We start from the raw sequence: 26,936 nt of genomic DNA on the forward strand, positions 1-26,936 counted from the left end.
GAAACCAAAAAAAAGAATCACCTGCTATTGAAACAGGTGATTCTTTTAATTGATAAATAGTTTGCTTTCTAACTTTTAAGCGATTTCATATCAATTACGAAACGATATTTTACATCACTGTTTAACATACGTTCATAGGCTTTATTAATATCTTGAATTTTAATAACCTCTACATCTGAAGTGATATTATGTTTTGCACAAAAATTTAATAATTCCTGAGTTTCTGCAATTCCACCAATAAGTGATCCCGCCACAGACTTACGCCCCATTATTAGAGGTACTGTTACAAGCATTGGATCTAAGGGGCCTAAATAGCCTACAACAACCAATGTGCCGTTTGTGTTTAATGTGCCAACGTAGGGATTCAAATCATGTGCATAAGGCACAGTATCGATAATGAGATCAAAACGTCCCATCGCTTTTTCCATTTGAGCTTCATCGGTCGAAATAATAACTTCATTGGCTCCTAAGGCTTTAGCGTCTTTAATTTTATTAGTAGATCTTGAAAATAAAGTAACATGAGCACCAAGCGCATGTGCCAACTTGATAGCCATATGGCCTAATCCGCCGAGACCTACGACGGCGACTTTACTTCCTTTAGTAACTTTCCAGTGTCTTAAAGGCGACCAGGTTGTAATTCCCGCACATAAAACAGGTGCAATCCCTTGAAGACACAATTCCTTGTTATTGTGATCTTTACGAATAGTGCGGAATGGCTTATGAAAGAAATTATTGAAGCTCTTTTAGCGCAAATTGGGAGATAAAATAGTCGCTTGTAACTTCTACATATTATCACTAAAAAACAAAGACAAAACTGCTTCAGTTAGATTAATCTTTATCATCACAATTTACGATAAAAAGACTCTTGTCTAAAACTACAATGCCTTCCGAAGATAAAAATGTAGCATCTATTCGTGTAAAAGGTACTAAGTCGGCTTTCGTTGGATTTTCATAATACGGAAAAAACTCATTACCATACTCCAACAATTTCGGTAAGATTTCGGTCTTAGTATATTCCTGGATATATAACAGGTCTTCTTCTCCTATGTCCTTGTAGTCAATACTTTTTTTGACTTTACCCTGGTTTTCAATATCCATGATTCCGTCTTTATAAACAGCATTAAAGGAACCCGCTCGAGAATATTCGCTAGAGAGTCCAACTAAAATAAAGTCATTATAAGCCTCTTTTATTCTGAAACTATAGAATTCCGGTGAATTGGATATTTCGCCCTCATGATAGTAATTTAAATTTGGTGCGTAAGCGTCTAAAATGTTAATCGTTTCATGTTGTTTATAGATATAGGGATAACTGAAACAGTTTGCTCCTTTATTGAAAATAGGTGAGAAGGCACCGACTGAATCAGAATTAAAGCGTATCGCCAGTTCTTTATTAGCATCCACAGACATATTAACCATTACGGTATCCTGAAGATTGGTATTGTGACGCCCATAAAGAACAAATTTGGGCTCTACATGGTAGGTAAATTTGTATTTATTGTCTTTAAGTTCCCAAGTGCCTTTGCGCATCCCTCCGAAATAGCTCACAACAAAAGTATTGTTGGGCATAACAATCATGTTTGTACCACCTTCCGGATTACCGCTACTCATATAATAAGAACCTGTAATATCGTTCTCATTGTTTTGTGAAAGACAGCCTATGCTGAAGCAGAAAACTAAAAAGAAGATGAAGTTTTTCATAGAAATTATCTTATTCAATCTATTGACATTGCTAAAAATGGAACCACTTAATGGGACTTTTACCAAATAGATCTAATGTACATCTTTTCTACTAACCTCTATATTTTTATTTCTTTTTCTTTTTGGGAACCACAGGTTTTGAAGTTGCTACCGACGTTTGATTGAAATGATCTGCAATCATTTTTTCAACCAATTCATCTTTAGTCAGGTGATGAAATATGGTTTTAATTTCCGTTTTAAATTCTTCGGAAACATCCCTATTTGGTTTTGTCTTAAAAATTTTACGAGCCCAAAGTATCGCATTATTTTCTTCAAGTGCGCGGGCATTAGCTTTTTTCATTTCAGAAAAACTTATTCCTAATTCCATTTCCAGATCAGGAATGTCATTTACTTCATCTTCTTGTATTACGCTTAAAGAGAGTCCCTTCGCTCCTGCTCTTGCAGTACGCCCACTTCGGTGCACGTAGGCATCATAGGTATCTGGTAAATGGTATTGCACAACATAAGAAATTTCTTTTACATCAATCCCACGGGCAGCCAGATCTGTTGCTACAAGAATACTTATATGTCCTTCCCGAAATTGCCCCATGATTCTGTCTCGGATAGCCTGTGCTAAACTCCCGTGTAAGGCTCCGGACGAAAACTTATTAATTGCTAGATTTTTCGCTAGTTTATTTACAGCTGCTTTCGTCTTGCAAAAAATAATACCTCGTTCGCCTTGTTTGGTGTTTAAGAAATGCATTAACACCTCTAGTTTTTCAATAGGTTTTACCACAACATATTGATGATCTATGCCCTGATGTCCAACTGTTGCCATATCTGCTTCGATATGAACCACGTGTTTAGACATATAGTTTTGCACCAATTGCTTTATGGTACCGGGCATTGTTGCCGTAAAGAGTAAGGTTCTTCGGGTTTTAGGAATTTCTTTAATGATGGAGTCTAATCCCTCTTTTAAAGCGGTGACCATTTCGTCTGCTTCATCCAGTACCAAATACGAAGTGTCTTTAATTGAAATGGCTTCTCTTTTTATAAGATCTATTAAGCGACCAGGAGTAGCAACAATTATATGAGTGGTTGTTTTTAGTCGTTCTATTTGAGGCTTGATAGGTATACCACCACAAATGGAAGCTATGGATATTTTTGGATTATCCACTGCAAAATCACTTAAGTTCTTAAAAATTTGCTGCCCTAGTTCTCTTGTTGGGGCTAAGATTACCGCTTGAATAGTCGATTTTTCTACATCAATAAGTTGTAACAATGGCAAACCAAAAGCAGCTGTTTTACCGGTACCCGTTTTTGCCAAGGCAACTACATCTTCTTTTTGTTTTAAGACAACAGGGATTACTTTTTCCTGAATGCTGGTAGGCTGTTTTAAGCCTAAAGCAGTTAAACTTTTTACGATAGAAATCTCTAAGCCTAAATCTGAAAACGTATTCGCCATATTTTTATTGATTTTATTTCCGCCTTAATACAATCTTATTTTATTAAGCTTCTTGAAGGATTCGTTTGGATTGACGGTATGCGTATTTTGGATAAATATTCCGTTTTGCAAAACGATTAAGATTTCCGGCGCTTATCATTTTAAGGTAGATAGGCTTAGTGATTCCAAAATACTCATAAGTTGTTCCGTCGGTAAAGGTAATTTCAAGTAACAATCCTTTATGCTGATAATCTGCTATAGCCGATTGAGTAATTGTTTCGGTATAAGCTGGTAAGTTTTTCTCTTTAGTTTCGGGAGCCATACTCACTAAAAAATGATAGCCATCTATAATTTTTCGGCTCTGTACCTCCGCTTCATGTTGCAATGAATCTCCGTCCTGAAATTTATCCGGATGCCATTGTTTTACTAAGTCCCGGTAATTCTTTTTAAGTAGCTTTAGATCTATCTCCTTTTCTACTCCAAATAATTTACTGTATTCATTTATTCGTTTCATAATCAGGGCTTTTAATTTGGCGCGAAATTACCTCTTTTTAATGGATATACTTTTAAAAAAATCGCTAATAAAAAAAGCCCGTCAATTATGACGGGCTTTGTTTGAAAATATTGGGATATATATTTAGCTAACTTTTACGTTTACTGCGTTTAATCCTTTGTTTCCTTCTTGAAGGTCAAATGTTACTTCATCGCCTTCTCTAATCTCGTCGATTAATCCAGAAATGTGTACAAAGTGATCTTTTTCAACTCCTTCTTCAGTGATGAATCCAAAACCTTTAGTGTCGTTGAAAAATTTTACTGTTCCTTTACTCATTGTAATGTAATTTAATTTATTAATACTTTTAACTAGACAAAGATGGTGCCATTAATTTAAAATACAGCGAATTAGTTCAATTATTATTAAAAATTAGATCTGAACCTTTAAGTATTCATTGTACCCTTATCACACCCGTGACCAAAGAACTATGTAGATCACTACTGCTTTAACGCTACAATCGCACAACTGTGTTCTAGCTTAATACACAATATCAATCGCTCGTACTTTTTCAATGTCACATTGTATCTATCTACTTGTTTATAGTTGATTTTGCACAACTATTAAGAAGATTCGATTTGCTAAGCATACAAAAAGTGGGCAGTTTGTTCACAGTAAACTCAGATAAGATAACTTTTATACTTAAACAATGCCGCTTATGGTCATTTTGGCCACAATATGCCGAAATGGCGACTAATTACCGATATATGTATTCCATACACTCCCCATACACTATCCATACTTAAGCCATACTTAAGCCATACACCTACCATAGCAAAGCTACCTATTGGATTGAAGACATAAAGAGGTTTTTGTATGATTTTAACATTTGTTATTTTTAAATAGCGTATTTTATCGATGATATTTGCATTTTAAAGGATTTATTCGTAACATTACTATTTATAGGCATAATGCCCCTGAACTTATAAATTAGAATTTATGACTCCTCATTTTAAACTAAATCTACTCACAATTGTGTTATTACTCTTCACAACAATGGCTTTTGCCCAAAAAAAAGGTGATGATCAAATACTAATTCGTGGCGACCTGAATATTAAAAAATATCACGATCGTGAAGAATTGGAAGCTATGCAGAAAGGTAAACTTCTCGATCTGTACAACATTCGAATTGAGATAATCATTAATATTTTACCAAATATTGCATTCGCCAGTAAGCCGGGAGTGACTATGACCTCTTTAGGTATTCCGGATACTAAAGATAACCGCAAAGCTCTAAAGGAAAACCTTGAAGCTACCACTACTTACTTCGATAATACGATCGAATTTCAAAAGATGGTACTTCCCTATTCAGATAAATCGAACTTAATTGCGGCGATTTTATTCTACGAAGAAACTTTAAAAGCCCTGCATACCTATAATGACTTTAACTAGGGTTTAAACCATATTTCTATACAGAATTAATTCATAAATCTTAAAGGATTTGCTTAAAAGAGCATTTTCTTAATTGTTAAATAAAGTGCATTTCATCGTATTAATTTGCTTTTAATAGATTTTATCATTAAGTTTAGTCTATATTAAGTATTTATTTTAACATAATTAGTATAATATGTTTACAAAATTACGCCCCTTCCTAATAGTATTCTTCATCTCTATAGGTACTTTATTTTCACAACAAGAAAAAGGTATATATGGTATTGAAAATTGGCTGAGCATCTGGACCGATTTTAATCCGGGAGCCACAACTTATAAAACACCAACACAAATTCTTTCTGGAACGATTACAGAAGATACTAAGTTATTAAAAAGAGAAACATATCTTTTATTAGGAAATGTGTTTGTTGCCGATAGCACTAGTCTAACCATCGAACCCGGTACTGTGATCCTTGGTGATTTTAAATCAAAAGGTTCCTTGATAATTAGCAATGGTTCTAAGATTATTGCTGAAGGAACTCAAACAGATCCAATTATCTTCTCTTCCAGTAGAGGAATTAAGAAAAAAGGTGATTGGGGAGGTATTTTTATCTTAGGAAATGCACCCGTGAATAAAATTGACGATGAATTGGTATTAGACTACGGCTTAAAACCATCTTCTACAGAACTTGTACGCTATGGCGGAAATGATGTTGAAAGCAATAGCGGAATTTTAAAATATGTTCGTATCGAATATGCAGGAATGAGAACTAAAGATTTCGGTTATTTTAACGGCCTTACTCTCGCAGGTGTAGGTAGTGAAACAAGAGTAGAAAATGTTATGGTAACATATTGTCAGGGAAGCGCCTATCAAATTTTAGGAGGAAATACGTATCTCTCGCAATTGGTTTCTTTTAGAACAAGAATAAATGACCTTGTTCTGAACTATGGTGCCCATGCTTCAATAAACAATTCATTGATCGTTCGATCTCCCTATTTTACACAAGCAGGTGGAGCAAGTAGTATTTATCTTGCCACTTACGCGAATATAGAAGAGGCAGATCCCTCGAAAGAAAATACACATCTAAATGCCGAAAACTTAACGCTGCTTACTCTAAGTGATGACTTAAAAGCAGATATCAAAATTGGATTAGTCTCTGAAGCTATGCATGTAAAAGAAGGCGCCTCCTTTTCAATAAATAAAAGTATTTTTTCAGGTTTCAATCCTGCGGTTGTGCTGGATAAAAGTATAACTATTAATGCAGCAAATTTGGATATAATGGAATTCAGTAATATGTATTTCAACAATTGTAATGGAAATATCTTCACTGAAGGTTACTCGAACAATGAAGACCTTGAAAATTGGTATGGCAATAACATCTTCAGAAATGTGTATTCGAAAGGATCAGATTCTGAAACCTTTATTGATACTAAAAATCTGAAAGAACCTGACTTTAGATTACGAATAAATAGAATTATAGCAAGTAGTCTATTAGATGATGAATAACAATTAAACAGTAAACTTTCATTACCTACTTAAATGATGAAAGAATAGCATTCTAGAACTGTTATAACGATTAATAAATAGTAATATGGCAAAAACAAACCTTCCCCAATTCGTTTTGTCAGTATGTAGTTTTTTCAGTGTTGTTTGCATTGGAACGATGAACGCTCAAATTGTTATTGGTACGCCCAATCTTGAGTTTAGTCAGGCCTGCGCAAACGAATCTTTTAATACATTCGGCACCACTTTTATGTTTAGTCCTGAAACGGGTGTGGATCCTTCCAATCAGTTTATAGTCGAACTATCTGATGATACCGGAGATTTTTCTAATCCAAGTGAAGTTTTCACTTCAAACCCAGGATCAATTATAGAATCGCCTGCCATAGTTTACTTCTCAATTCCAACCACCACCACTGGCGAAGGATATAAAATAAGAATAAAAAGCACAAATCCGGAGGCTATTAGTACCGCCTCTCAAAGTTTTCCTGCCTATTATAAACTTCAGGATAGCCCTTTTACGATCAATAATATGATAGCGAATGCTAGTTTTTGCCCAGGAGGTAGTTACTTATTAACTATTGATAATCCGGGTACAGGTGACAATGATTCGCCATTAAACTATCCTTCATTAACCTATAACTGGTATAAGGAGATTACTTCGACAACTTTCGCATTAGTAGCCCAAACCCCTACTCTAACTGTATCTCAGGAAGGCATTTATTTTGTAGAGACAAACTATGGCAGCTGTACGTCAAACTCGTTTTCTAATCGAGTAACTGTTACAGCAGCAACTTCAGGAGAGGTTGTAGATGCGACAATCAATTCCAGCCTGGGAAATCCATTTTGTGCGGCGAATGGTCCAACAACTTTGAGTACCATAAACGGAAATAGCCATACTTGGTTTAAAGATGGAATTATCATTCCTGGCGCTACAAGTCAGACTTATATAACAGACATTTCCGGTCTTTATTCTGTAAAGGTAGACTTCGGAAGCTGTGAAGCTTCGGGGAGTTTAGAACTTGAAACGGGAGATTTTACAAGTAGTATTGATGTTGATGAAAATAATTTGTTGGAAACAGGAGATTCACTAACTATAACTATTAGCTCCGACGCTATCAATCCAGAATTTACATGGCTCTTAGACGAGGAAGAAATTCCCAATGCATCGCAAAACACTTTTACTGCAACTAATTTTGGGACTTACCGTGTACTTGTTACACAGACATCGGGCTGTATCATGACAATCGAACATGAATTTCATATAGAAGAATTATACAATCCCTTCCCGGAAGTAGCCCATATACCAAATTTGATAAGCCCTAATGGGGATGGAATTAACGACACGTGGATTCTCCCTACACAATATGTAAGTGGAACTAATACTGAAGTGGTTATTATAAGCGCTCAGGGAGAAACTGTGATGCGTACCAATGATTATTTTAACAATTGGCCAGAAGACGTACTGACTTCAAATGAGGTCTATTATTACTATATAACACCAATAAACGAACAACCGAAAAAAGGTTTTATCTCAATAATTAAATAAATTGAAAACACTGATCTCCATATTATTATTTTTCTGTTTCACAGGAATGATCTATGCTCAAAACGAGATTGGAGCGGTAGGGCTTGATGTGCCGGTTCGGAATTCAATGATGTTCAATAGATTTGAGGTGAATCCGACTTTTAGTTTTGTACGGGAACAAACAAAATATATATCTGTCACTAACAAAAGAGAACATGTTCAGATTGAAGAAGCTCCCCAGACATATCTTCTCAATTATTCAGGAAGATTTGGAGAAAATATAGGCTCCGGTATAGGTGTATTTCAACAAAATTATGGAGTGTTCACCACCTTTGGAGGTATGGTGAATTTTGCCTACAACGTACGTATACAGGAAGAAAGCAATCTTACATTTGGGATAAATATTGGTGCCTACCAAAGCGGTGTAAATGCCGGAAAGGTTATTACCAATTCCCAAGATCCAGCCTTAGAAAATGTTCCTTCAAATTTCTTACTAACCGCAAATCCAGGTCTTAATTATGGAACTGGTTTTATGGATTTTGGTGTTTCTCTCAATAATGTTGTTACGTATAATTTCAGTTCTTCAGGTTTAATAGAAGAAAACCCGAAACAAGGGATTCAAGGGCATATTATGTATACCGGTTATACTGGTGGTTATGGCTTTTTTGGCGACAGTCGTTTTTCAGCCTTGGTTAGAACGGAATTACAAAAAGAAACTACTGTATTTTCAGGAGTATTTATGCTTACCGTTCCTAAAGGAATTTGGGCACAGGTAGGTTATAATACAATTTATGGGGCTTCCGGAGGTTTAGGCGTGAATATTACATCGCAAATTGCGATCGAATACAACTATGAGAAACCATTTATGGGACTTACCGATTTAGGCCCGGCTCATGAGATTACGCTTGCCTACCGATTTAAAAACAGCAACTATTACGATTATAGTCGGGATGATGATTTGGCAGGATTGATTTCGTTAGAGAAAAAGAGAAAACCAATTGCAAAGAAAGCGGTTGCAAAAACTACAAGTGCTTCGGAAACTACTACAGATTTGAAAGATGAAACTATTGCGATAGCTTCGGAAGAACAAGCAACGTTAAAAGCAGAAGAAGCAACAAGAATCGCTTCCGAAGAGCAAGCAAGACTGAAAGCAGCAGAAGCAACAAGAATAGCTTCCGAAGAGCAAGCAAGATTGAAGGCAGAAGAAGCAACAAGAATAGCTTCCCAAGAACAAACACGATTGAAGGCAGAAGCAGCTTCAAGAATCGCTTCCGAAGAACAAGCAAGGTTGAAGGCTGAAGAAGCAACAAGAATCGCTTCCGAAGAACAAGCAAGATTGAAGACTCAAGAAGCTGCAAGAATAGCTTCAGAAGAACAAGCAAGATTGAAGGCAGAAGAAGCAGTAAGAATAGTTTCCGAAGAACAAGCACGACTGAAGGCAGCAGAAGCAGCAAGAATCGCTTCCGAAGAACAAGCAAGATTGAAGGCAGAAGAAGCCGCAAGAATTGCTTCCGAAGAGCAAGCAAGGTTAAAGGCTGAAGAAGCAACAAGAATTGCTTCCGAAGAACAAGCAAGACTGAAAGCTGAAGAAGCAACGAGAATAGCTTCCGAAGCACAAGCACGACTGAAAGCTGAAGAAGCAGCAAGAATCGCTTCCGAAGAACAAGCGAGACTAAAAACTGAGAAGAATTCTATTGAGAATTTGATTGAGAATCCAATTGACGAAATCGGGAAATCGATACGCGCATTAGCAATAGAATCTGAAGCCTCAAAATTGGCTCAGACAGAATTATTAACGCGATTAGAAACTGCAGTTGTTAATAAGAAACTCGATTTAAAAGATCTAAAAGAAGAAAACGATCTTAGCGAGCAAAATATATATGTGGAGCCAAAACCTTTTAAAAGTATAAGTGAAGAGAATAGAGCAATTGAGACTTTAATTATAAATCTTGATACTGTTCTTTTAAGGCAGAAGAAAAAAATAGCACAACTGGAATCTCTGCTAGAGACGCGGGTAAAATCCATGAATAACCCGAGTGACGAATTAAACGGTTATTATATAAATGCATTAACCGATTTAAAAACCGAACAGGATAAGGTTGCCAGATCACGCGAAACGCTGATTTCTTCATTAAAACAAATAGCAGTCGCCACCGAATTTGAACGTAAACGAAGAATAAAACGTGCTGCTTTTGATAATGAAATGGATCGTTACGCACAGGATAGAAGTGCGTTAAAAAGACTTCGACAGTCTGTATCAACAGCTGAAACTCCTTTGACAAAAGATGACTTTGATTACGGAAAAGAAGGTGGTAAGAGTATTCAGATCCTTAAAAATGTTGAGAATACTGAAAGTGCCTATTATCTGGTACTTGCAGTTCACAGTGAGCTTAGCAAAAGAAATGAATTTTTAACTCAAGTGATTGCATCCGGTTATAAGGATGTGGATTTCTTCTATGATGTGAATACCAGTAAATATTATATATACAGTAAGAAAGCGTCTTCAATTGATGATGTTAACAGATATATGAAGACAAAAGAAAGTGCTGCATACAATGAAAATATGTCCGTAATTAAAATTGAAAACTAACAATGACTTAAACGATACTATACCCCCACTCCTGCTGAAATAATTCCAGGAGTATATAGAATCAACTAAAAACACAGTTGATATGAACAAACCTAACTTACTAAGAATTCCCCACATTCTTGGCATCCTAATATTAAGCATACAAGCGTATGCTCAAAATTACGTCCCATTTGAACCTAGATTTGATGAAGATCTTAAGGGTGATATTGTATTAATTGGAAACAATATTCTGGGACCAGACAATAATCCGTTCAACGATAACTCTGTTTACAATCACAATGTAGATATGCAGTATATTGATATTGATGGTGACCCAACTACATTTAGTTCTTCAAGTGCTGATTTAGAAATTCCCAATCCGAATTGCTATATAATTCGCTATGCCGGTTTATACTGGGGAGCAGTAACAAGCGGAGCTCAACCCATTACCAATGTAAAATTTAAAGGTCCGACAGGCGGATACAATGACATAACGGGGACTCTAATATTCGATGCTGATGGAACTTCGGTAGATGGAGGTAATAGTTTTCCTTATGCATGTTATGCAGATGTAACTGATATTGTTACAGGATTAGGACCTAATTTAGGAACGTATACAATCGCAAATGTTTCCAGTGCATTAGGTGAAACAGGTGCATTTAACCCTTACAACGGAACAGGTTATTCTTCGGGATGGTCGCTTTTCGTTGTTTATGAAGACCCAACTTTACCTGGTAAATCCATCACTAGTTTTGATGGTTTTAGTGCAATAAGTGTTTCAGGAGGTAATCCGAATTTAGATATTCCAGTGTCAGGTTTTAGAACCATTCCGGCACCAGCTCCAGTGAGGGCGAACTTTGCATTCGCAACTTTAGAAGGTGATAAACCAATCACAGGAGATCGATTAAAAATTAACGGCACCAGTCTTTCGACTGCAGATCGCCCGGTAACTAACTTTTTTAATAGTTCGGTAACCCAACTTAATGCGTTGCCCGTTAATAATAGAGTCCCAAATAGCACCAATACTCTTGGGTTTGACACAGGAGTTATTGCTGTTCCCAATCCCGGGAATACAGTAATCGATAATGATGCTACTTCTGCCACTGTTAGGTTAGAGACCAGTGGCGATACCTATTTTCAATACTTTTTTGCCTTAGCTGTTGAAATAATAGAACCACATATAGTTCTCACTAAAATTGTGGAAGATGAATTTGGAAACGATATTGGTGGGCAAGTTGTAAATCTTGGTCAGGAATTAACCTATGTGATAGGATTTCAAAACGTTGGAAATGATGATGCCACTAACTTCTCTATTAGGGACATTTTACCCATTAATATTATATTCGACTATCCTTCCGGGCTCACGTTACCTCCTGGAGTAACAGTGGCAAGTTACGACCCAACTACTCGGGAAATTGTTTTTGATATAGAAAATTATCTCGTAGAAGAGAACGATCCTGCTTATGAAATAAGAATTGATGTTACCGTTGTGGAGTCTTGTCAGCAGTTAGCAGATTCTTGCTCAAATATTATCAATAACCAGGCATATTCAACCTATCAAGGAACATTGAATCCTACTTTCATAATTACAGATGATCCAAGTTATAGTACGAACACGGGTTGTCTTATCACGCCTCAAGCGACTAATTTTTTGGCAGATCTTGATGACTGTGTATTTAGTCAGGAAGAAGTTTTATGTGGTGACGAGCTAGAACTAACAGCTGCAGATGGATACGATACCTATTCCTGGTCAACGAGTCCTACAGGTACTCCTGTTATTGGAACGACACAATCAATAATAGTTACTGCAACCGGAACCTATTATTCTTTCAACACTGCAATTGCTCCATGTCAATCGATTGTACAGCAATATAATGTGACACTCTATGGAGGGAGCATAACGAACCCTGTGATTCCTTTTGCAGATGAAGTAGTTACATGTCCCAACGATGGTAAACTATTACCCAATATATTTTTATGTGGGGAAAACGATTTTAGAGAGATATTCACTGATATTGATGGTGCGGTTACCATCATTTGGGAAAAACTGGATGAGTCCAGCTGTACCCCTGTTTCGAATACCGACTGTGCCAATGAAAATAACGCATGTACGTGGGATCTGGTGGGAACAGGTCCGGACTATGTTGCAAATACCGCAGGTCAATATCGATTGACCATTAATTATAGTGGAGGTTGCTTCAATCAGTTTTATTTTAATGTTTATCAGAATTTATTAGATCCAACGGTTACCGTAACTGATATTATATGTACAACACCTGGAAGTATTACTGTTGGTAACGTTCCTAGTGGTTATGAATATAGCCTGGATGGTATAACGTACCAGTCAAGTAATGTATTTTCAATCACTACAGCAGGTATTTATACTATTTATATAAGACAAGTTGGCGTTCCTTCGACAGCCTGTGTATTTACGGTTCCTGATGTTTTAGTTAGAGCTCGGGATTTTACGGTTTCTACTATTATTAACCAACCCCTTTGTAATGGAGATAAGGGTAATATTTATCTAGCAGCCAATGACGCAGAGCCGCAGTATTTCTTTTCTCTTTATTTAGGAGGAACTTTAGTGAATAGCGTTGGACCCATTATTGAAAACAACTATCTTTTTGGGAACCTGAATTCTGGTACTTATACTGCCATTGTAGCAACTGAAGATGGTTGTACTTATACTGAAGAAATTACAATTATAGATCCGCCTTTGCTAACAGTAACGGCTGCTATCACTATTCCACTAAGTTGTACTGATGGTGAAATCACAGTCTATCCGCAAGGAGGTACTGCACCCTATTTTTACTTTGTAAATAGCACGACCGTTTTTCAAACTGTTCCGGAGATTGTAGTTACTTCTCCAGGAGTTTATAATATTATGGTGGTGGATTCAAATAATTGTAGTGCAGAAACTACTATCACAATTAATGCTACCCTTCCACCCGTTTTTACAGTTACAAGTTCTGATATTCTATGTGCCGATTCCGGTAATACAGGAACGATTACCATCGACGTTACGAATCCAAATGGTAGTAGTCTACAATACAGCATTGATGGAGGAATTGTATTTACAAATTCACCTGTGTTTACGGGACTTGCAGTTGGAACTTATATTGTCTTAGTGCAATACACAACTGGTCCATCGGTTTGTTTATCAGACCCACAGACGGTAATAATTACTTCGACTACTGCAATTTCAGGCGAAGCGGAACTAATTTCACCTTATACTTGTACATCTACCGGGACGATTGAAGTTACAAATATTACTGGAGGTACTCCCCCATATATGTTCAGTATTGATGGGATTACTTTTCAAACAAGTCCGATCTTTTCTAATTTAACATCAGGTACTTACACAGTCACCATTATGGACGCTAACGACTGTACTTTTGTCACCAATGAAATTACCATACTACCACTTGATCCACCGACCGATTTAACATTTATTCATGCTCCTTTAACTTGTCCTACGAACACCACTACGGTAACAATTACCGGGACAACAGGTGGGGTGGCTCCTCTGGAGTATCAAATAATCGCACCAGTTTCGGCAGCGACACCTTATCAGACTTCAAATATATTTCCTGGATTAGTTCCGGATATTTATACTTTTCAAGTTAGGGATGCGAATGATTGTATTTACAGTGAATCCTATTCTATAACTCCCTTACCTACTATCGAGATTTTTGGTGAAACAATCGCAAATGTAAGTTGCCTGGGCACGGCAGACGGAATTGCACAATTCATCGTAATTGGAACGACAACTTTTGAATATAGCATCAATGGAAATCCCACTGTAACAGGAACGTCGCCAATAATTCTAACAGGCTTGAATGCGGGTACTTATACTATTGTGGTAACTGATCTTAGTTCAAATTGTGAAGCAACTGAAACAGTAATAATCGATGAACCATCGACTGCTTTAGTAATCACAACCGAAATCGATCCAATCACCTGTGTTGGAAATGGAAGTATTCAAATTACAGCCTCCGGAGGTTGGGGTGGTTATACATTTTCACTTACCCTTCCGGATTTAACGACATTACCAACGCAATCATCGGGAACATTCTCAAATTTAACGCAAGACGGAGTTTATACAATTAATGTTGAAGATGCCAATGGTTGTATTACTTCGGAAACTTTTACGTTAACTATTCCTGATCTGGTTACTGCCAGTATAAGTACAACATCAGACATCTGTTTTGATGGAGATGGCGCTACAATTGAAGTTGACGTAACTTCTGGAGAAGCACCATTTGAATATAGTATTAACGGAGGGCCCTTTCAATCGAGCAATATATTTTCAAATTTAGTTCCAGGCAACTACATCATTACTGTGAGAGATGCTTTTGGTTGTGAAATTACATTACCGTCACAAATCATTGCACCACAATTAATGGTAAACGCCGTTTTAACGAAAGACTTAGATTGTACTTCTTCACCGGATGCCGTAATAACAGGAACTATTGCAGGAGGAACAGCACCGTTTATACTGGCTGTTTCTATTAACGGCGGTGGATTTACAACACAAGGTACAACCGCGACACCATTCACTTATTCTACGGCTATTGATGGAACTTATCAGTTTCAAATTACTGATGCCAGTGGATGTATAGCGACATCACCAATAATTACGGTAAATCCGCTTTCACTACCTGCGATAGATTTCGTCACAGAAACTCAACCCATCTTATGTAATGGGGATGAAAATGGAGCTATTGATATTACTATAGACACAACGGTGGGTACTCCCCCATTTGTGATTAATGTAAACAATGATACCACAGGAACGAACTACGGAACACAAACATCAGGATTACCAGCAGGTGTTTATACTGTAACTGTAACAGATGCTAATTCTTGTGAGGATACAGAAACAATTACCATAACTGAACCAGACCCAATTATTGTGGATTATGACGCCATTGATATTACTTGTGGCCCCGGTGGAGTTTCACAAGGATCTATTATTATCAATAGTGTTGTTGGAGGTGTTGCACCTTATAATTATTTTGTGACAGGTTCTAACGGTTACTCTAATTCAGAATTAAACGCTACTGGATCAACTTCTGTGAGTTTCGATGTTGTTGATTTCGGATTGTATGAAATTAATGTAGTAGATTCGAACGGTTGTTCTGTACTTATACAGGATATACTAGTAGCTTCTCCTCCATCCGATTTAGATATTGATATTACGAGCACAGTGAACTGTATAACTGGCGGACAGGCAGTTGTAACCGTAAGCTCAGTTCTTGGTAGTAGCGGGCCGTTTTGGTTTACTATTTATCAAGGTCCGATTTCTGTTTATCCTAATCCGCCGGGATCATGGATTCCAGAGGCACCACTTGGGAGTCAATCTGCTACTTTTAACGGATTAATACCGGGGGTTACCTATACATTCATTGTATATGATGAATCTACAAATTGTAGTTACTATGAACCTGCGACTACTCCAATACCTACCAACTCAACTTTGACTGCTACTGCGGTAAGTTCAGATAATATTACGTGTACAGGGAGTGATGATGGAGATGTATCTTTCACTATAAATAGTGTATATGGTACAGCGGTAGACGTTAATTATGAGATTTTTGACTCTTTATCATTAATAACCACAGGAATCTCAGGAACGGGTACTGTACCTACCGGTGGTTCCCTAGTTGTTTCCGATTTAGGCCCATTGCCTTTCGGTACATATTTTGTTTTGATTGAAGAAACAACAGGTCCTAATGCCGGTTGTGGAGTTGTAACTGTGCCATTTTCTATTACAGAGTCCGCGATACTTTTAAGCCTAACAGCCACAGTAGATCAAAACGCTAATTGTAATCCGAATTCTGGAGTAGTTAGTGCCATTGCACAAAATGGAACGGCACCCTATTTATACCAAATAACTACCACGCCTACGGCACCAATTGCTACCGATCCATCATGGGCTACTTCAAGTACGTTTAATGTAAATGCAGGAAGTTATTATGTACATGCAATGGATGCTTATGGATGTATTGTTTCGAGCCCTGTTCAAGTCGTTCCTATGGATCCATCTCCGGTAATTTCGGCCGATACTGCGAATCAGTGTTCTTCGAATGAAGGAGAATTTGAAATAGATGTAAACCTGGTAACTTCAGGAATGCCTCCTTATAGTTTTAGTATTAATGGCGGAGCTTTTCAGACTCAATCAGCGCCATTTACAATTTCAAATTTATTTTCAGGAACACATACTGTTGAAGTAAATGATGTGAATGGTTGTGGAAATCTAGTCACCGTTATAATCGAGCCACAATTAGGATTAACTCCTGCCGTGACCGCGCTACCAAGCTGTGACGATGACGATGGAGAAATTACAGTAACCGCTTCCGGAGGAACAGCAAACTATGATTATAGTATTAGTCCGAATCCGCCATCAATTATATTGACAGGCAATGTATTTTCGGGAGTGCCTTCAGGAACTTATATTGTTACAGTTACAGATACTGTTACGCTTTGTTCTGAAGATGTTACAATTACATTAGAGAATGCAACTCCTGTTATTTTCACAGCTGAAGGAACCGATACAAGTTGTAATGGTGCTAGTGATGGTACTATAACAGTTGATCTGCCGCCTAGTAATAACAATCCAATATACACCTATGAAATTACAGCGCCTATTGTAGTTCCTGCTCAAACCAGTAACATTTTTACAGGATTACCGGCTGCAACTTATACTGTTCAAGTAATTTCTGGTAGAGGTTGTATTGCCACTACAGATGTAACTATAGATGAACCAACATTATTGGAAGTTACTGGCAGTGCAACAACATTTTCTTGTGATCCAAATAACACAGTAAGTACTTCTGTAATAACCATTACCGAAGTTGGAGGAACTCCAGCCTATTTATACAGTATCAATGGCACAAATTACTTTAATAGCAATGTATTTGAGGTTGCTGACACCGGCGCTACGCAGACCATTACGGTTTACGCTAAAGATGCGAATAATTGTATCGCGACAAATACAGTGACTATTGAGCCATTACCAACTATTACAGCAACAGCTTTCGTTATTGGAACACCGATTGATTGTAATGAAACGGGATCGGTTTTAATAAATGTAACGGGTGGTTCAGGGAATTTTACTTACCAAATGTTACCAACCGGAGCCCCACAAGTATCAAATAGTTTTGATATCTCAGGACCAGGAACCTATTATTTTCAGGTAAATGATATGGATACAGATTGTTACTTTTTAACACTTCCCTTTGAAGTCTTACCATTTGATACAATAGATGCTACTTTGATAGCTTCGGAAGCAAACGATTGTTTTGGTGATAATAATGGTGAATTGGAATTGACTATTAACGGGTATATCGGAGCATACACCTACCAATTATACGATGGAGCCGGAACTCCCGTAGGTGTTCTTGTAACTGCCAACACTTCAACAAACCCTGAAATTATTAGTGGGTTACCCTCAGGTAATTTTTCGGTAGAAATTATTGAAACTGAAACGCCATTTTGTACAACTTCGACGAACGTTGTTACTATAGGTTCTCCTCCTACGCCCTTATTGTTGGAAATATCTGAAACATCGAATGTAACTTGTACTAACGATCAGGGAACAATTACTGCTATTGCAAGTGGCGGTACAAGTCCGTATGAATATGAACTTACTGGTGCCAGTACTATTCCTTATTCTTCAAATAATACATTTACAGATCTTAGTGCAGGAACTTATACTGTGAATACTAGAGATGCCAACGGCTGTATCGCCACGGACGTCCTTATTCTTATGGAACCTGAACCTATTGATGCCGATTTTGTGCCGAATACAACTATGCTATCTTGTTTTGGGGATCAAAATGCTACAATAACAGTTCTAGATGTTACAGGTGGACAAGTTGGAAATTACAGTTATACGTTGAATACAATTTCGCCGGTGTCAACCACATCCGGACCACAGACATCGAACGTATTTGAAGGTTTAGGAGTTGGTATTTATTCTGTGACAATTACCGATGGATATAATTGTGTATTTACTTCTTTACCAATGACCATTGACCAACCTGAACCAATAGTTTCGAGTTTAGTTGCTAGCACTACTCCAACATGTTTAACTGAGGCCACACTTACTTTAAGTGCTTCAGGAGGAACCGGAATGTATGAGTATAGTGATAATGCTGGTTTTAATCCAGTGCTGGGTAGTTTTGTCTCTTCGGAAACATTTACAGTTTCAGAAGGTACATATACTTACTACGTTAGAGATGCTAACAATTGTATTGCAATTGTTTCGAATGAAATTACAATTGATCCGTTACCAACTCTTGAGATCGATTTGGTTTCAACGAATCCACAGATTAACTGTGTAGGCGATGATACCGGTATCATTGAAGCAACCGCCTTAGGAGGTCTTGGTAACTACGTTTATATTTTACAGGATTTACAAGGAAATACTATTCCGGCGGAGCAAAACAGTCCGGGGATATTTACCGGATTAATTGTAGGAACCTATGTTGTTTATGTTGAAAGTGGTGATTGTTTAGCAACTTCCGAAGAAATAAATATTACAGAACCTGCAACTTCTCTTGAAGTCGATTACGACGTGACTGAGGTAATTTGCTATGGAGAAGATAATGGTAGTTTGGAAATCTTTGCAACCGGAGGATCGGGTATTATTCTCTATGCTATTTCACCACAATTGGATCAGTTTTTTGAAACAAACCTCTTCGAAAATCTAAGCCCGGGAGCTTATGACGTTATCGTGCAAGATGAATTAGGTTGTTTTTTAACCTTCAACTTTGAAATTGAAGAATCGCTGCCGGTGATAATCTCAATAACGCCAGATTCGATCTTTCCTGAAGTTTGTGAAGGTGATGCAAATGGTTCTTTTAGTATCGAAATTGAAGGAGGGACCCTTCCCTATAGTGTGAGTTTGGATGAATATAATGGTGTTTATGTTACCGGAGAACCAGATCAAACAGAATTTGAATTCATCGAATTAAGTGGTGGGAATCATATTGTCTACGTGCGTGATAGTTTAGGTTGCGAATCTGAATGGAATATTGCCTTCCCTGATGCTGTGCTTATTGTACCAATTGTTGAAGTAGAATATATCTGCTTGGAAAATGCAACTGTGAATCAGGTGACTGTAACGGTTGACGAAAATTTAGTGGATATAACGCAATTAGATTATTCATTAAATGATGGTCCGTTTCAAACGAGCAATGTATTTACAAACATTCCACCAAGCAGAGACAATTACATTACGGTAAGACATACCAATGGTTGCATGCAAATAACCGAATTTTTTGATCTTCATGTGTTTACTCCATTAACATTAGTGCTTAGCGAAGGAGATATCAATGAAATTGTGGCAACGGTCAATGGAGGTACGGGTGAATATGAATTTACATTAAATGATGTTAATTTTGGTGACACCAATGTATTTACTATCACTGAATCCGGAACTTTTACGGTTATTGTTACCGACAGCAGCGGATGTCAACTCGTTGCAGAAATTACAAAAGAATTTATTGGAATCTGTATCCCAAATTACTTCTCACCAAATAACGATGGTGTGACCGATTATTGGGCTCCCGGTTGTGTAGATAATTATCCTCATCTGGTATTTTCAATTTATGATCGTTATGGTCGTAGGGTTGCCATGATGCGGGTTGGTGAAAAATGGGATGGAAGATATAATAATACCGAGTTGCCTACGGGAGACTATTGGTATGTCGTTAGAATAGACCCATCAAACAACCGTGATTTCGTAGGTCATTTTACGCTGTATAGGTAATAACTACCTATCATCTTAATCGTTACTAATAAAGACTATTATGAAAAACATACTAAAATACCTACTCGTTTTAATGGTAGTTCAGAGTTCAGCACAAGAACTCAATTTACCCGTTTTTACTCAGTATTTAGCGGATAATGATTTTGTGGTTTCTCCAACCTTTGCTGGAATAGGTGATAATTTTAGAATTAGAGCCAATGGATTAACACAGTGGGTTGGTATTAAAGATGCTCCGAGAAACGCGGCCTTGTATATGGATATAAGAATGGCAAGTCGCTCCGGGGTAGGGATTTCGGCCTACACAGATAGAAATGGAAACACACGTCAGCAAGGCTTGAAGTTTTCATATGCCCATCATTTAATACTAGATTATAAGACGCGACAATATTTATCCTTCGGACTTTCGTATAACATAAACAGTTTTAAAATTGATTTCTATAATTTCGAACCCACGTATGAAATCCCCATTGTGGACCCAAATATTAATGATGATAGAGCTGTAATGAATAACAATTTCGACATAGGCGCTCTTTATAGACTTAGAAAATTCTGGCTTAGCTTCAATGCTAGTAATATTTTACCAAAAAAAACGGATGCTTTTGATGGGTTAGAACCAAATTCACTTTTAAACTTTCAAGTATATTCTGGTTATGTTATTAAAAGCAATAATCAGTCTGAAATTGAACCTTCGGCATTTTACCAAAACTTCGCTAGTGATAATAGATCGAGTACCGATATAAATATAAAGTTTAGAAGATACAATCGGGACGATGATTTCTTTTGGTTTGGAGCCTCCTATCGTTTTTTAAATGATCAAGTTGGAAAACCTTTAAATATTGGACCTATGGCAGGTTTTAAAAAATCTATCGTATACTTTTCATATGCCTACCAAATCACGCTGAACGAATTAACAGGTTATAACTCTGGAACACATGCTGTCACTATCGGTTTCGATTTTCTACAAGAATTAAGTGACTGTCCTTGTACTGAAGGAAAATACGATCCTGGAAATAAACTATGGCAGTAATTACAAACTAGTATTTTGAATCATTTCACGTTTATGAACCATCGTCGCAAATACTTCCGAAGATAAACCCAACTTAAAGTTTTTTTAATGCTTCAATCGCATAGTTGTTTTCAGGATTGAGTTCCAACGATTTTAGATAGTTCTTTTTCGCCAGCATTTTGTTTCCATCTGTCAAATAAGCTTCACCCAGACTATCATAAACATTCCATGACTCGGGGAAGGCTGAAACGTTCATTTTAAAAACAGCGATCGCTTCTTTGGTTTTATCTTTTTGTAGAAACAAATAGCCAACACCATTCATTTCATTTTCATCCAACTTATATTCAGGATTATTTCTGTTTTTTTCGAATTCTACTTCTCCAGCTGTGATACCTTTATTTATAATCGCCATATAGACAGACAATCCAAGAAACTTTTGTGCTTCGGGAAAATTGATCCGATTAAACTCATGAAACTTTGCTAACAAAGCGGTCTTTCCCTCTCTTGCTAAGCGATACGCCACGTTTGTGAGAATAGTACCATCAATAGTAAATGTTCTATTTGGAAAGTGTTCTATATACAACTCATGAGCTGTCATAGCCTCTGCTATCTTGCCACCTCCAATAAGTTCTTTCACCGTATTTCGTAACTCACTGCTTTCTAATTCGCCATAGGTATCATCAGACAAGGCATTCACAAACCAGTTCTTACCGTTTTCCGGGCCTACAGTTATCATTAATTGCATGAGTTCATGACCCACGGATTTCTTCAGCATAAAAACTTGTCCGTCTTTGATCACCGTCTTTTCCGATAAAATATTCTTTACATTATCAAATGGATCTTTTTCAAAAAGTAAAAGGTCGGCCTTCTTCCCTACTTCGATTGATCCATAATTTTTATCTAAATCCATGGCCCGATACCCGTTTAAAGTAGCCATCTGTAATACATCTTCGATGGAAAAGCCTGCTTTATTTAGTAAAATTAGCTCCGATAGCAAAGCACGCCCTCCAAATCGGCAGTCTGTTCCAATGCGTAGGCTAACACCTTTATCATAAGCTATTTTTAAGTAGTTCGTCATCGTTTGATATGCATCATCCAATTGCTTTTGTTGTGCTTCGGAATAGGACACCATTGGTGAATTCCGAATAGGAAAATATTCAAATGATGTGAAGAAATCTGACTGTCCGCTGGCTGAAGCTAAAACGTTCAATGCCGAACTTAAGGTAGCACCTTCCGAAGCCATTTTATCAAATAGAGCGAATAATTTCGCTTCAATTTCCGGCTTGGTTTTTATATATCCGAAGAAAAACACCATTTGCGCAGCAAACTCATCAATACTCGAATTCATTTTAATTCCGAATTTTTCATTCATTAAAGGCCAGTGATCATCGTACGACAAAACACTTGGGGTTAGCGTAAAGAAATGCTCGAAATTTTTAACACCATAATCCATTGCTTCCCCGATGGTTACAACATTGTTGTCCACATGAGAATTTATAATAATCCCTTGTTTTTTTGCTTCATCAGCCATCGCTTCATAGTCCGGTTTCCGAAGTTTACTATAGAGTTTCATATACTTCATGCCTTTTGCCGCATAGTCTCTAACTTTCTTTCTTCCGTCTTCGGGATTCATGACTTCTATGTGATGAGAAGGCTGTCTTCGATCTTCATCAGAAACTATTGATCCACCGTTGATGTAGAGATTTGGATAATGTGGCTCAGGATTCTTTTGCCAGTTTAAAGTGAGATCCATCCAAGTTTCCGGTTGGCCCATGTCAATAATGGTGGTCACCCCATAGTTGAGATAATGATATGCCGTTAAATCCCTAATCATTTTAAGGCCGTCATCTTCCAAATGGTCTGAAGGCAAATCGGCATCTACCCCATAGTTCCCAATAAGATGCACATGTGTATCTATAAAACCCGGTGTGAGTAACCGATTATTACCATTTATAGTTTGCTTTGCACTAAATGAGTTGTCAACATCAATAATCGCTGCAATTGTATCGGCCTTTATCAAAACTGTTTTATTGATAGCCACCGTTTTAGTCTTACTGTCAAATATTTTGACATTTGTAATTGCTAAATCATAATCCGGCTTATTGCTACAAGTAAGTATAAGCATAGCTAGCGTAGCTAAGAAAACAAAGTATTTCATTAGTTCGTTTTTTAATTAGGTAAAGCTCATTAGAATTTGATGTACACTAAAGTTAGCATGTCAGTTCGAGTAAAATTCTGTCTGCCTCAGGCTGAAGTATCGAGAACCACGCTCTTCCTGAAGTTTTTAAATATCGCAACACTTTGGTGCTATAACGAAATCACCTACAAGAAACATCCCTCTAAATCTCCCTTCAAAAGGGAGACTTTAAATTTTACCTAGATATTATACGATGTTTATTCGATGTGAGCCCTTGCATAGTTTTCAGATACATTCTGTGGACGGAGCTCATCAACAATTTCATTTTATATTGGAACCTCTTTCCTAAAGAAATCGTGTCAGTTCGAGTAAATATGCTCAGCGCCTGTTGAAAGCAGATAATCTACCACAGCTTTCTGTCCGTTTCGTGAAGCAGCTGCCAATGCTGTTCCACTGCCACTATTGTATAAATTGACATCCGCTCCTTTTTCTATTAAAAGTTGCACAGTTTTTAAACGGCCGTTTTTAGCTGCTGCATGCAATGCGAATCCACTGCCGTCACTTTGCAAATTAATATCTGCGCCATTTTCCAGTAGTAAATTGATCATATCATGTAATCCATTGGCAGAAGCCGCAATTAAGGATGAACCGCTGCCGTCTGTAATGCCGTTCACATTTGCTCCTTTAGCCACTAAAAGTTTTACTGTATCAATAAGTCCGTTTTGAGCAGCGGCAACCAACGCAGAGCCGCTACCATCATTTTCTAAGTTAACATCGGCACCTTTTGAAATTAAAAGTTCAATTGTTGAGTTATTGCCATTTCTAGCAGCTGCAATTAAAGCCGAACCACTACCATCAGTTTGAGCGTTTACATCAGCTCCTTTTTCTATCAAAAATGATACATTATCATTCATTCCGTTTCGGGCAGCAGATATCAACGCCGATCCATTTGAGTTACTTTGAGAATTGACGTTCGCACCTTTGCTAACCAGGTATTTTACAACATCCATATGTCCGTTATTAGCTGCAACACTTATTGCACTTCCTTGATTTAGTGAAATTAGATTTACATCCGCTCCTTTTGTCACTAAAAAAGAAACGACGTTTTGATACCCATTATTCGCAGCAACAATAAGTGGGGTACCTTGATTTGGAGCTATCTTATGGATATCTGCCCCTTTAGAAATTAAATATTTAACCGTTTCCAGATGCCCATTACTACTAGCTGCGATAATGGCATTACCTTGATTGGGGGCGATAAAATTTATATCCATTCCTTTCTCCAATAGAAATTTCACCACTTCAAGATTCCCACTTGAACATCCGGTGATTAAAGCATTTCCTTGGTTTGGCGTATATGCATTAATGTCCATTCCTTTAGAAACTAAAAACTGTACCATTTCAGCATTGCCGGAACCTGCGGCAGCAATTAATGCATTCCCCTGATTAGGAAAGCTGCGATGAATATCTGCTCCTTTTTCTATCATGTATTTTACAAAATCGAGCTGACCATGTTGCGCTGCGTTAATTAAAGCAGTTCCTTCACCGTTTGCTACCAATGAGACATCGGCATCTTTCGCGATCAATAGTTTTGCAATTGCCACATTACCGGTTCTTGCTGCAGCAGTTAAGGGAGTATTCGCCCTTTCAGACTGCCATTTATGACCATTTTTGGTAAACACATCGTAACCGGGATTTGGGTCTATGCAATTTGCATCGGTCGATTTAAGCAGCGTTTTAACCAATTCGATATCGTTAGCTCTAATCGCATCTAATAGTTTTGTGCAGTTGGATGTAACAATCACTTTATCGTCGTTTGCGGAATTTATTAAAGCCTCTGAAGACGTATCATCTACTTCATTTGTATTCACTACCTCATTTAATTGTTTTGCTTCCTGACCGGATTGTGCAAATACCGTATTGGGCTTATTTAAGAGTAATACTATTGCTAAAAATAGTGGCATGGTGAATGCATATTTCCAATAGCTGTGCGGATTTGATTTTTTCTTGTTCATCATTGCTATTCGTTGTTTGATTAATGATTGATTGTAATTGGTAGTAATAGTTAATGGTTTATTGTAGGTTGCTATCCTTAATAAATTCATTTGATAACTATCTTTTTTTGTGGCATTGTTGTCTAAAAGATGATTATCTGTCTGATATTCAATATTTTTCTCTACTTCTTTTCTGAAAAGCCAAACAAATGGATTGAACCACAACAGAATGACCGCAATTTCAGACAACATAAGATCTATACTATGTCTCTTTTTTACATGAATTTTCTCGTGCGCAATAATCTGTTCATAGATCTCGAACTCATATTGTTCAGGATTTATAAAAATGTAATTGAAGAAAGAACACGGCTCTTTTATACTGCTCGAATTAATAATAATCCCATCGGTGTCTCTGATTTTATCTTTGCTGCTAATTACTTTAAGTAAAAGATTAACTATCTGTGATAATAGGTTTAAAAACAGAACTATTACACCAAATATATAGATGTAAAACAATATGCTTAACCAACTAAATGTAGGTCCAATATTTGTAGTTTCTACCGCCAGGTTTTCTTCGGAAAGATCTGCAATTACAGATTTGTTCTCTTCGGAAACCGGGACAGGTATAGGTTCAAAAATCCTAGATTGATCCGTCTCTTCTGAAGCTTTTTTAGTTTCGATTAGAGTAGAAACAAAACCCTGATTTTCGATTAGTTTTGGTAGTGAAATAAAAGGTAAAGCAAAGGTGAAGATTAACCCAGCTATCAAATAAAATCGATTAGTAGCATAGAAGGTTTCCTTTTCAATAATAAGCTTGTAGAAAGCAAGAACTACCGCGATTATGATCGATGTTTTTATAAGAAGTAGGATCATGATTTCTTAGATTTATTCGTTTTAATTACTTCAATTAATTCTGAAATATCTTCTTCAGTTAGGTTCTCCTCTTTTGCGAAATAAGCCATCATTTTAGGAAATGAGTTTCCGAAGAACTTCTTTTTAATATTTTCCAGTTTATTATCCCGATACTCTTCAAACTCAGCCACCGGACTGTATCGGTGCGTATTCCCTATCAATTCAGATTGCAAAACCCCTTTTTTAACCAGGATCTTTACGATAGTAGCTACAGAATTGTAATGTGGTTTCGGCTCGGGAAGTCTTTCTATTATATCTCTTATAAAGGCGGTTTTTAATTGCCATATAATTTGCATGATTTGGTCCTCGCGTTTGGTTAATTTTTCCATGTCTGAATGTTTAGAATACTCAAAACTACTAAAAAATTAGTAGGTCTACTAATTTTTTAGTAGTTATTTATGGAAGGAGCAGAAAATTACGTTGAGCTTATGGATTGTATACTTCAAGAATCACTTTTAGTAGATCTCTC

Annotated in this window: 13 protein-coding genes and 1 pseudogene; 6 read left to right on the forward strand and 8 right to left on the reverse strand. The window is 37.1% G+C overall.

Translation table 11 applies throughout. The features are described from left to right. Positions 1–68: 68 nt before the first annotated feature. The 5 genes and pseudogenes from BXY75_RS05995 to BXY75_RS06015 form a co-directional block, all read right to left on the reverse strand. Positions 69–677, reverse strand: a pseudogene (locus tag BXY75_RS05995) (NAD(P)-dependent alcohol dehydrogenase); the annotation flags it as partial. A 151-nt stretch (positions 678–828) separates the two neighbouring features. Further along, positions 829–1,698 (reverse strand): hypothetical protein, encoded by an 870-nt coding sequence (locus BXY75_RS06000; protein WP_121906808.1) that lies wholly within the window; start codon positions 1,696–1,698, stop codon positions 829–831. Positions 1,699–1,804: 106 nt separating this feature from the next. After that, positions 1,805–3,142 carry a DEAD/DEAH box helicase gene (locus BXY75_RS06005; RefSeq protein ID WP_121906809.1) on the reverse strand — a complete coding sequence of 446 codons (1,338 nt, stop codon included), beginning with the start codon at positions 3,140–3,142 and terminating at the stop codon, positions 1,805–1,807. A 43-nt stretch (positions 3,143–3,185) separates the two neighbouring features. Beyond that, the gene (locus BXY75_RS06010) at positions 3,186–3,635 is read right to left on the reverse strand and encodes a KTSC domain-containing protein (protein WP_121906810.1); all 450 of its coding nucleotides are present in this window, start codon (positions 3,633–3,635) and stop codon (positions 3,186–3,188) included. Positions 3,636–3,758: 123 nt separating this feature from the next. Further along, complete coding sequence (locus BXY75_RS06015) at positions 3,759–3,950, reverse strand: cold-shock protein (RefSeq protein ID WP_121906811.1); 192 nt, start codon at positions 3,948–3,950, stop codon at positions 3,759–3,761. A gap of 660 nt (positions 3,951–4,610) precedes the next feature. Between BXY75_RS06015 and BXY75_RS06020 the strand changes: the two genes are divergently transcribed. From BXY75_RS06020 to BXY75_RS06045, 6 genes are all read left to right on the forward strand, one after another. Then, entirely contained in the window at positions 4,611–5,063 is a 453-nt protein-coding gene (locus BXY75_RS06020) for a hypothetical protein (RefSeq protein ID WP_245962929.1), read from the forward strand. 175 nt (positions 5,064–5,238) lie between these two features. Further along, on the forward strand, positions 5,239–6,549 hold the full coding sequence (locus BXY75_RS06025; RefSeq protein ID WP_121906812.1) for a hypothetical protein: 1,311 nt from the start codon (positions 5,239–5,241) through the stop codon (positions 6,547–6,549). Positions 6,550–6,634: 85 nt separating this feature from the next. Then, entirely contained in the window at positions 6,635–8,092 is a 1,458-nt protein-coding gene (locus BXY75_RS06030; RefSeq protein ID WP_121906813.1) for a T9SS type B sorting domain-containing protein, read from the forward strand. 1 nt (position 8,093) lies between these two features. Next, positions 8,094–10,661: a PorP/SprF family type IX secretion system membrane protein gene (locus BXY75_RS06035; RefSeq protein WP_121906814.1), complete on the forward strand. Its 2,568-nt coding sequence runs from the start codon at positions 8,094–8,096 to the stop codon at positions 10,659–10,661. An 82-nt stretch (positions 10,662–10,743) separates the two neighbouring features. Beyond that, complete coding sequence (locus BXY75_RS06040) at positions 10,744–20,418, forward strand: T9SS type B sorting domain-containing protein (RefSeq protein WP_121906815.1); 9,675 nt, start codon at positions 10,744–10,746, stop codon at positions 20,416–20,418. Positions 20,419–20,458: 40 nt separating this feature from the next. After that, positions 20,459–21,445, forward strand: a complete 987-nt coding sequence (locus tag BXY75_RS06045) for a PorP/SprF family type IX secretion system membrane protein (protein ID WP_121906816.1) — start codon at positions 20,459–20,461, stop codon at positions 21,443–21,445. A gap of 73 nt (positions 21,446–21,518) precedes the next feature. Here BXY75_RS06045 and BXY75_RS06050 read toward each other — a convergent pair whose 3' ends face one another. The 3 genes from BXY75_RS06050 to BXY75_RS06060 all read right to left on the reverse strand — a co-directional run bounded on the left by BXY75_RS06050 (position 21,519) and on the right by BXY75_RS06060 (position 26,796). After that, entirely contained in the window at positions 21,519–23,582 is a 2,064-nt protein-coding gene (locus tag BXY75_RS06050) for an amidohydrolase family protein (RefSeq protein ID WP_121906817.1), read from the reverse strand. A 338-nt stretch (positions 23,583–23,920) separates the two neighbouring features. Then, positions 23,921–26,428, reverse strand: coding sequence for an ankyrin repeat domain-containing protein (locus BXY75_RS06055; protein ID WP_121906818.1), 2,508 nt, complete (start codon positions 26,426–26,428; stop codon positions 23,921–23,923). Then, positions 26,425–26,796, reverse strand: coding sequence for a BlaI/MecI/CopY family transcriptional regulator (locus BXY75_RS06060; protein WP_121906819.1), 372 nt, complete (start codon positions 26,794–26,796; stop codon positions 26,425–26,427). The genes BXY75_RS06055 and BXY75_RS06060 overlap by 4 nt, the downstream gene beginning before the upstream one ends. Between the last annotated feature and the right edge of the window lie 140 nt (positions 26,797–26,936).

The organism is Ulvibacter antarcticus, assembly GCF_003688405.1.
Lineage (GTDB): Bacteria > Bacteroidota > Bacteroidia > Flavobacteriales > Flavobacteriaceae > Ulvibacter > Ulvibacter antarcticus.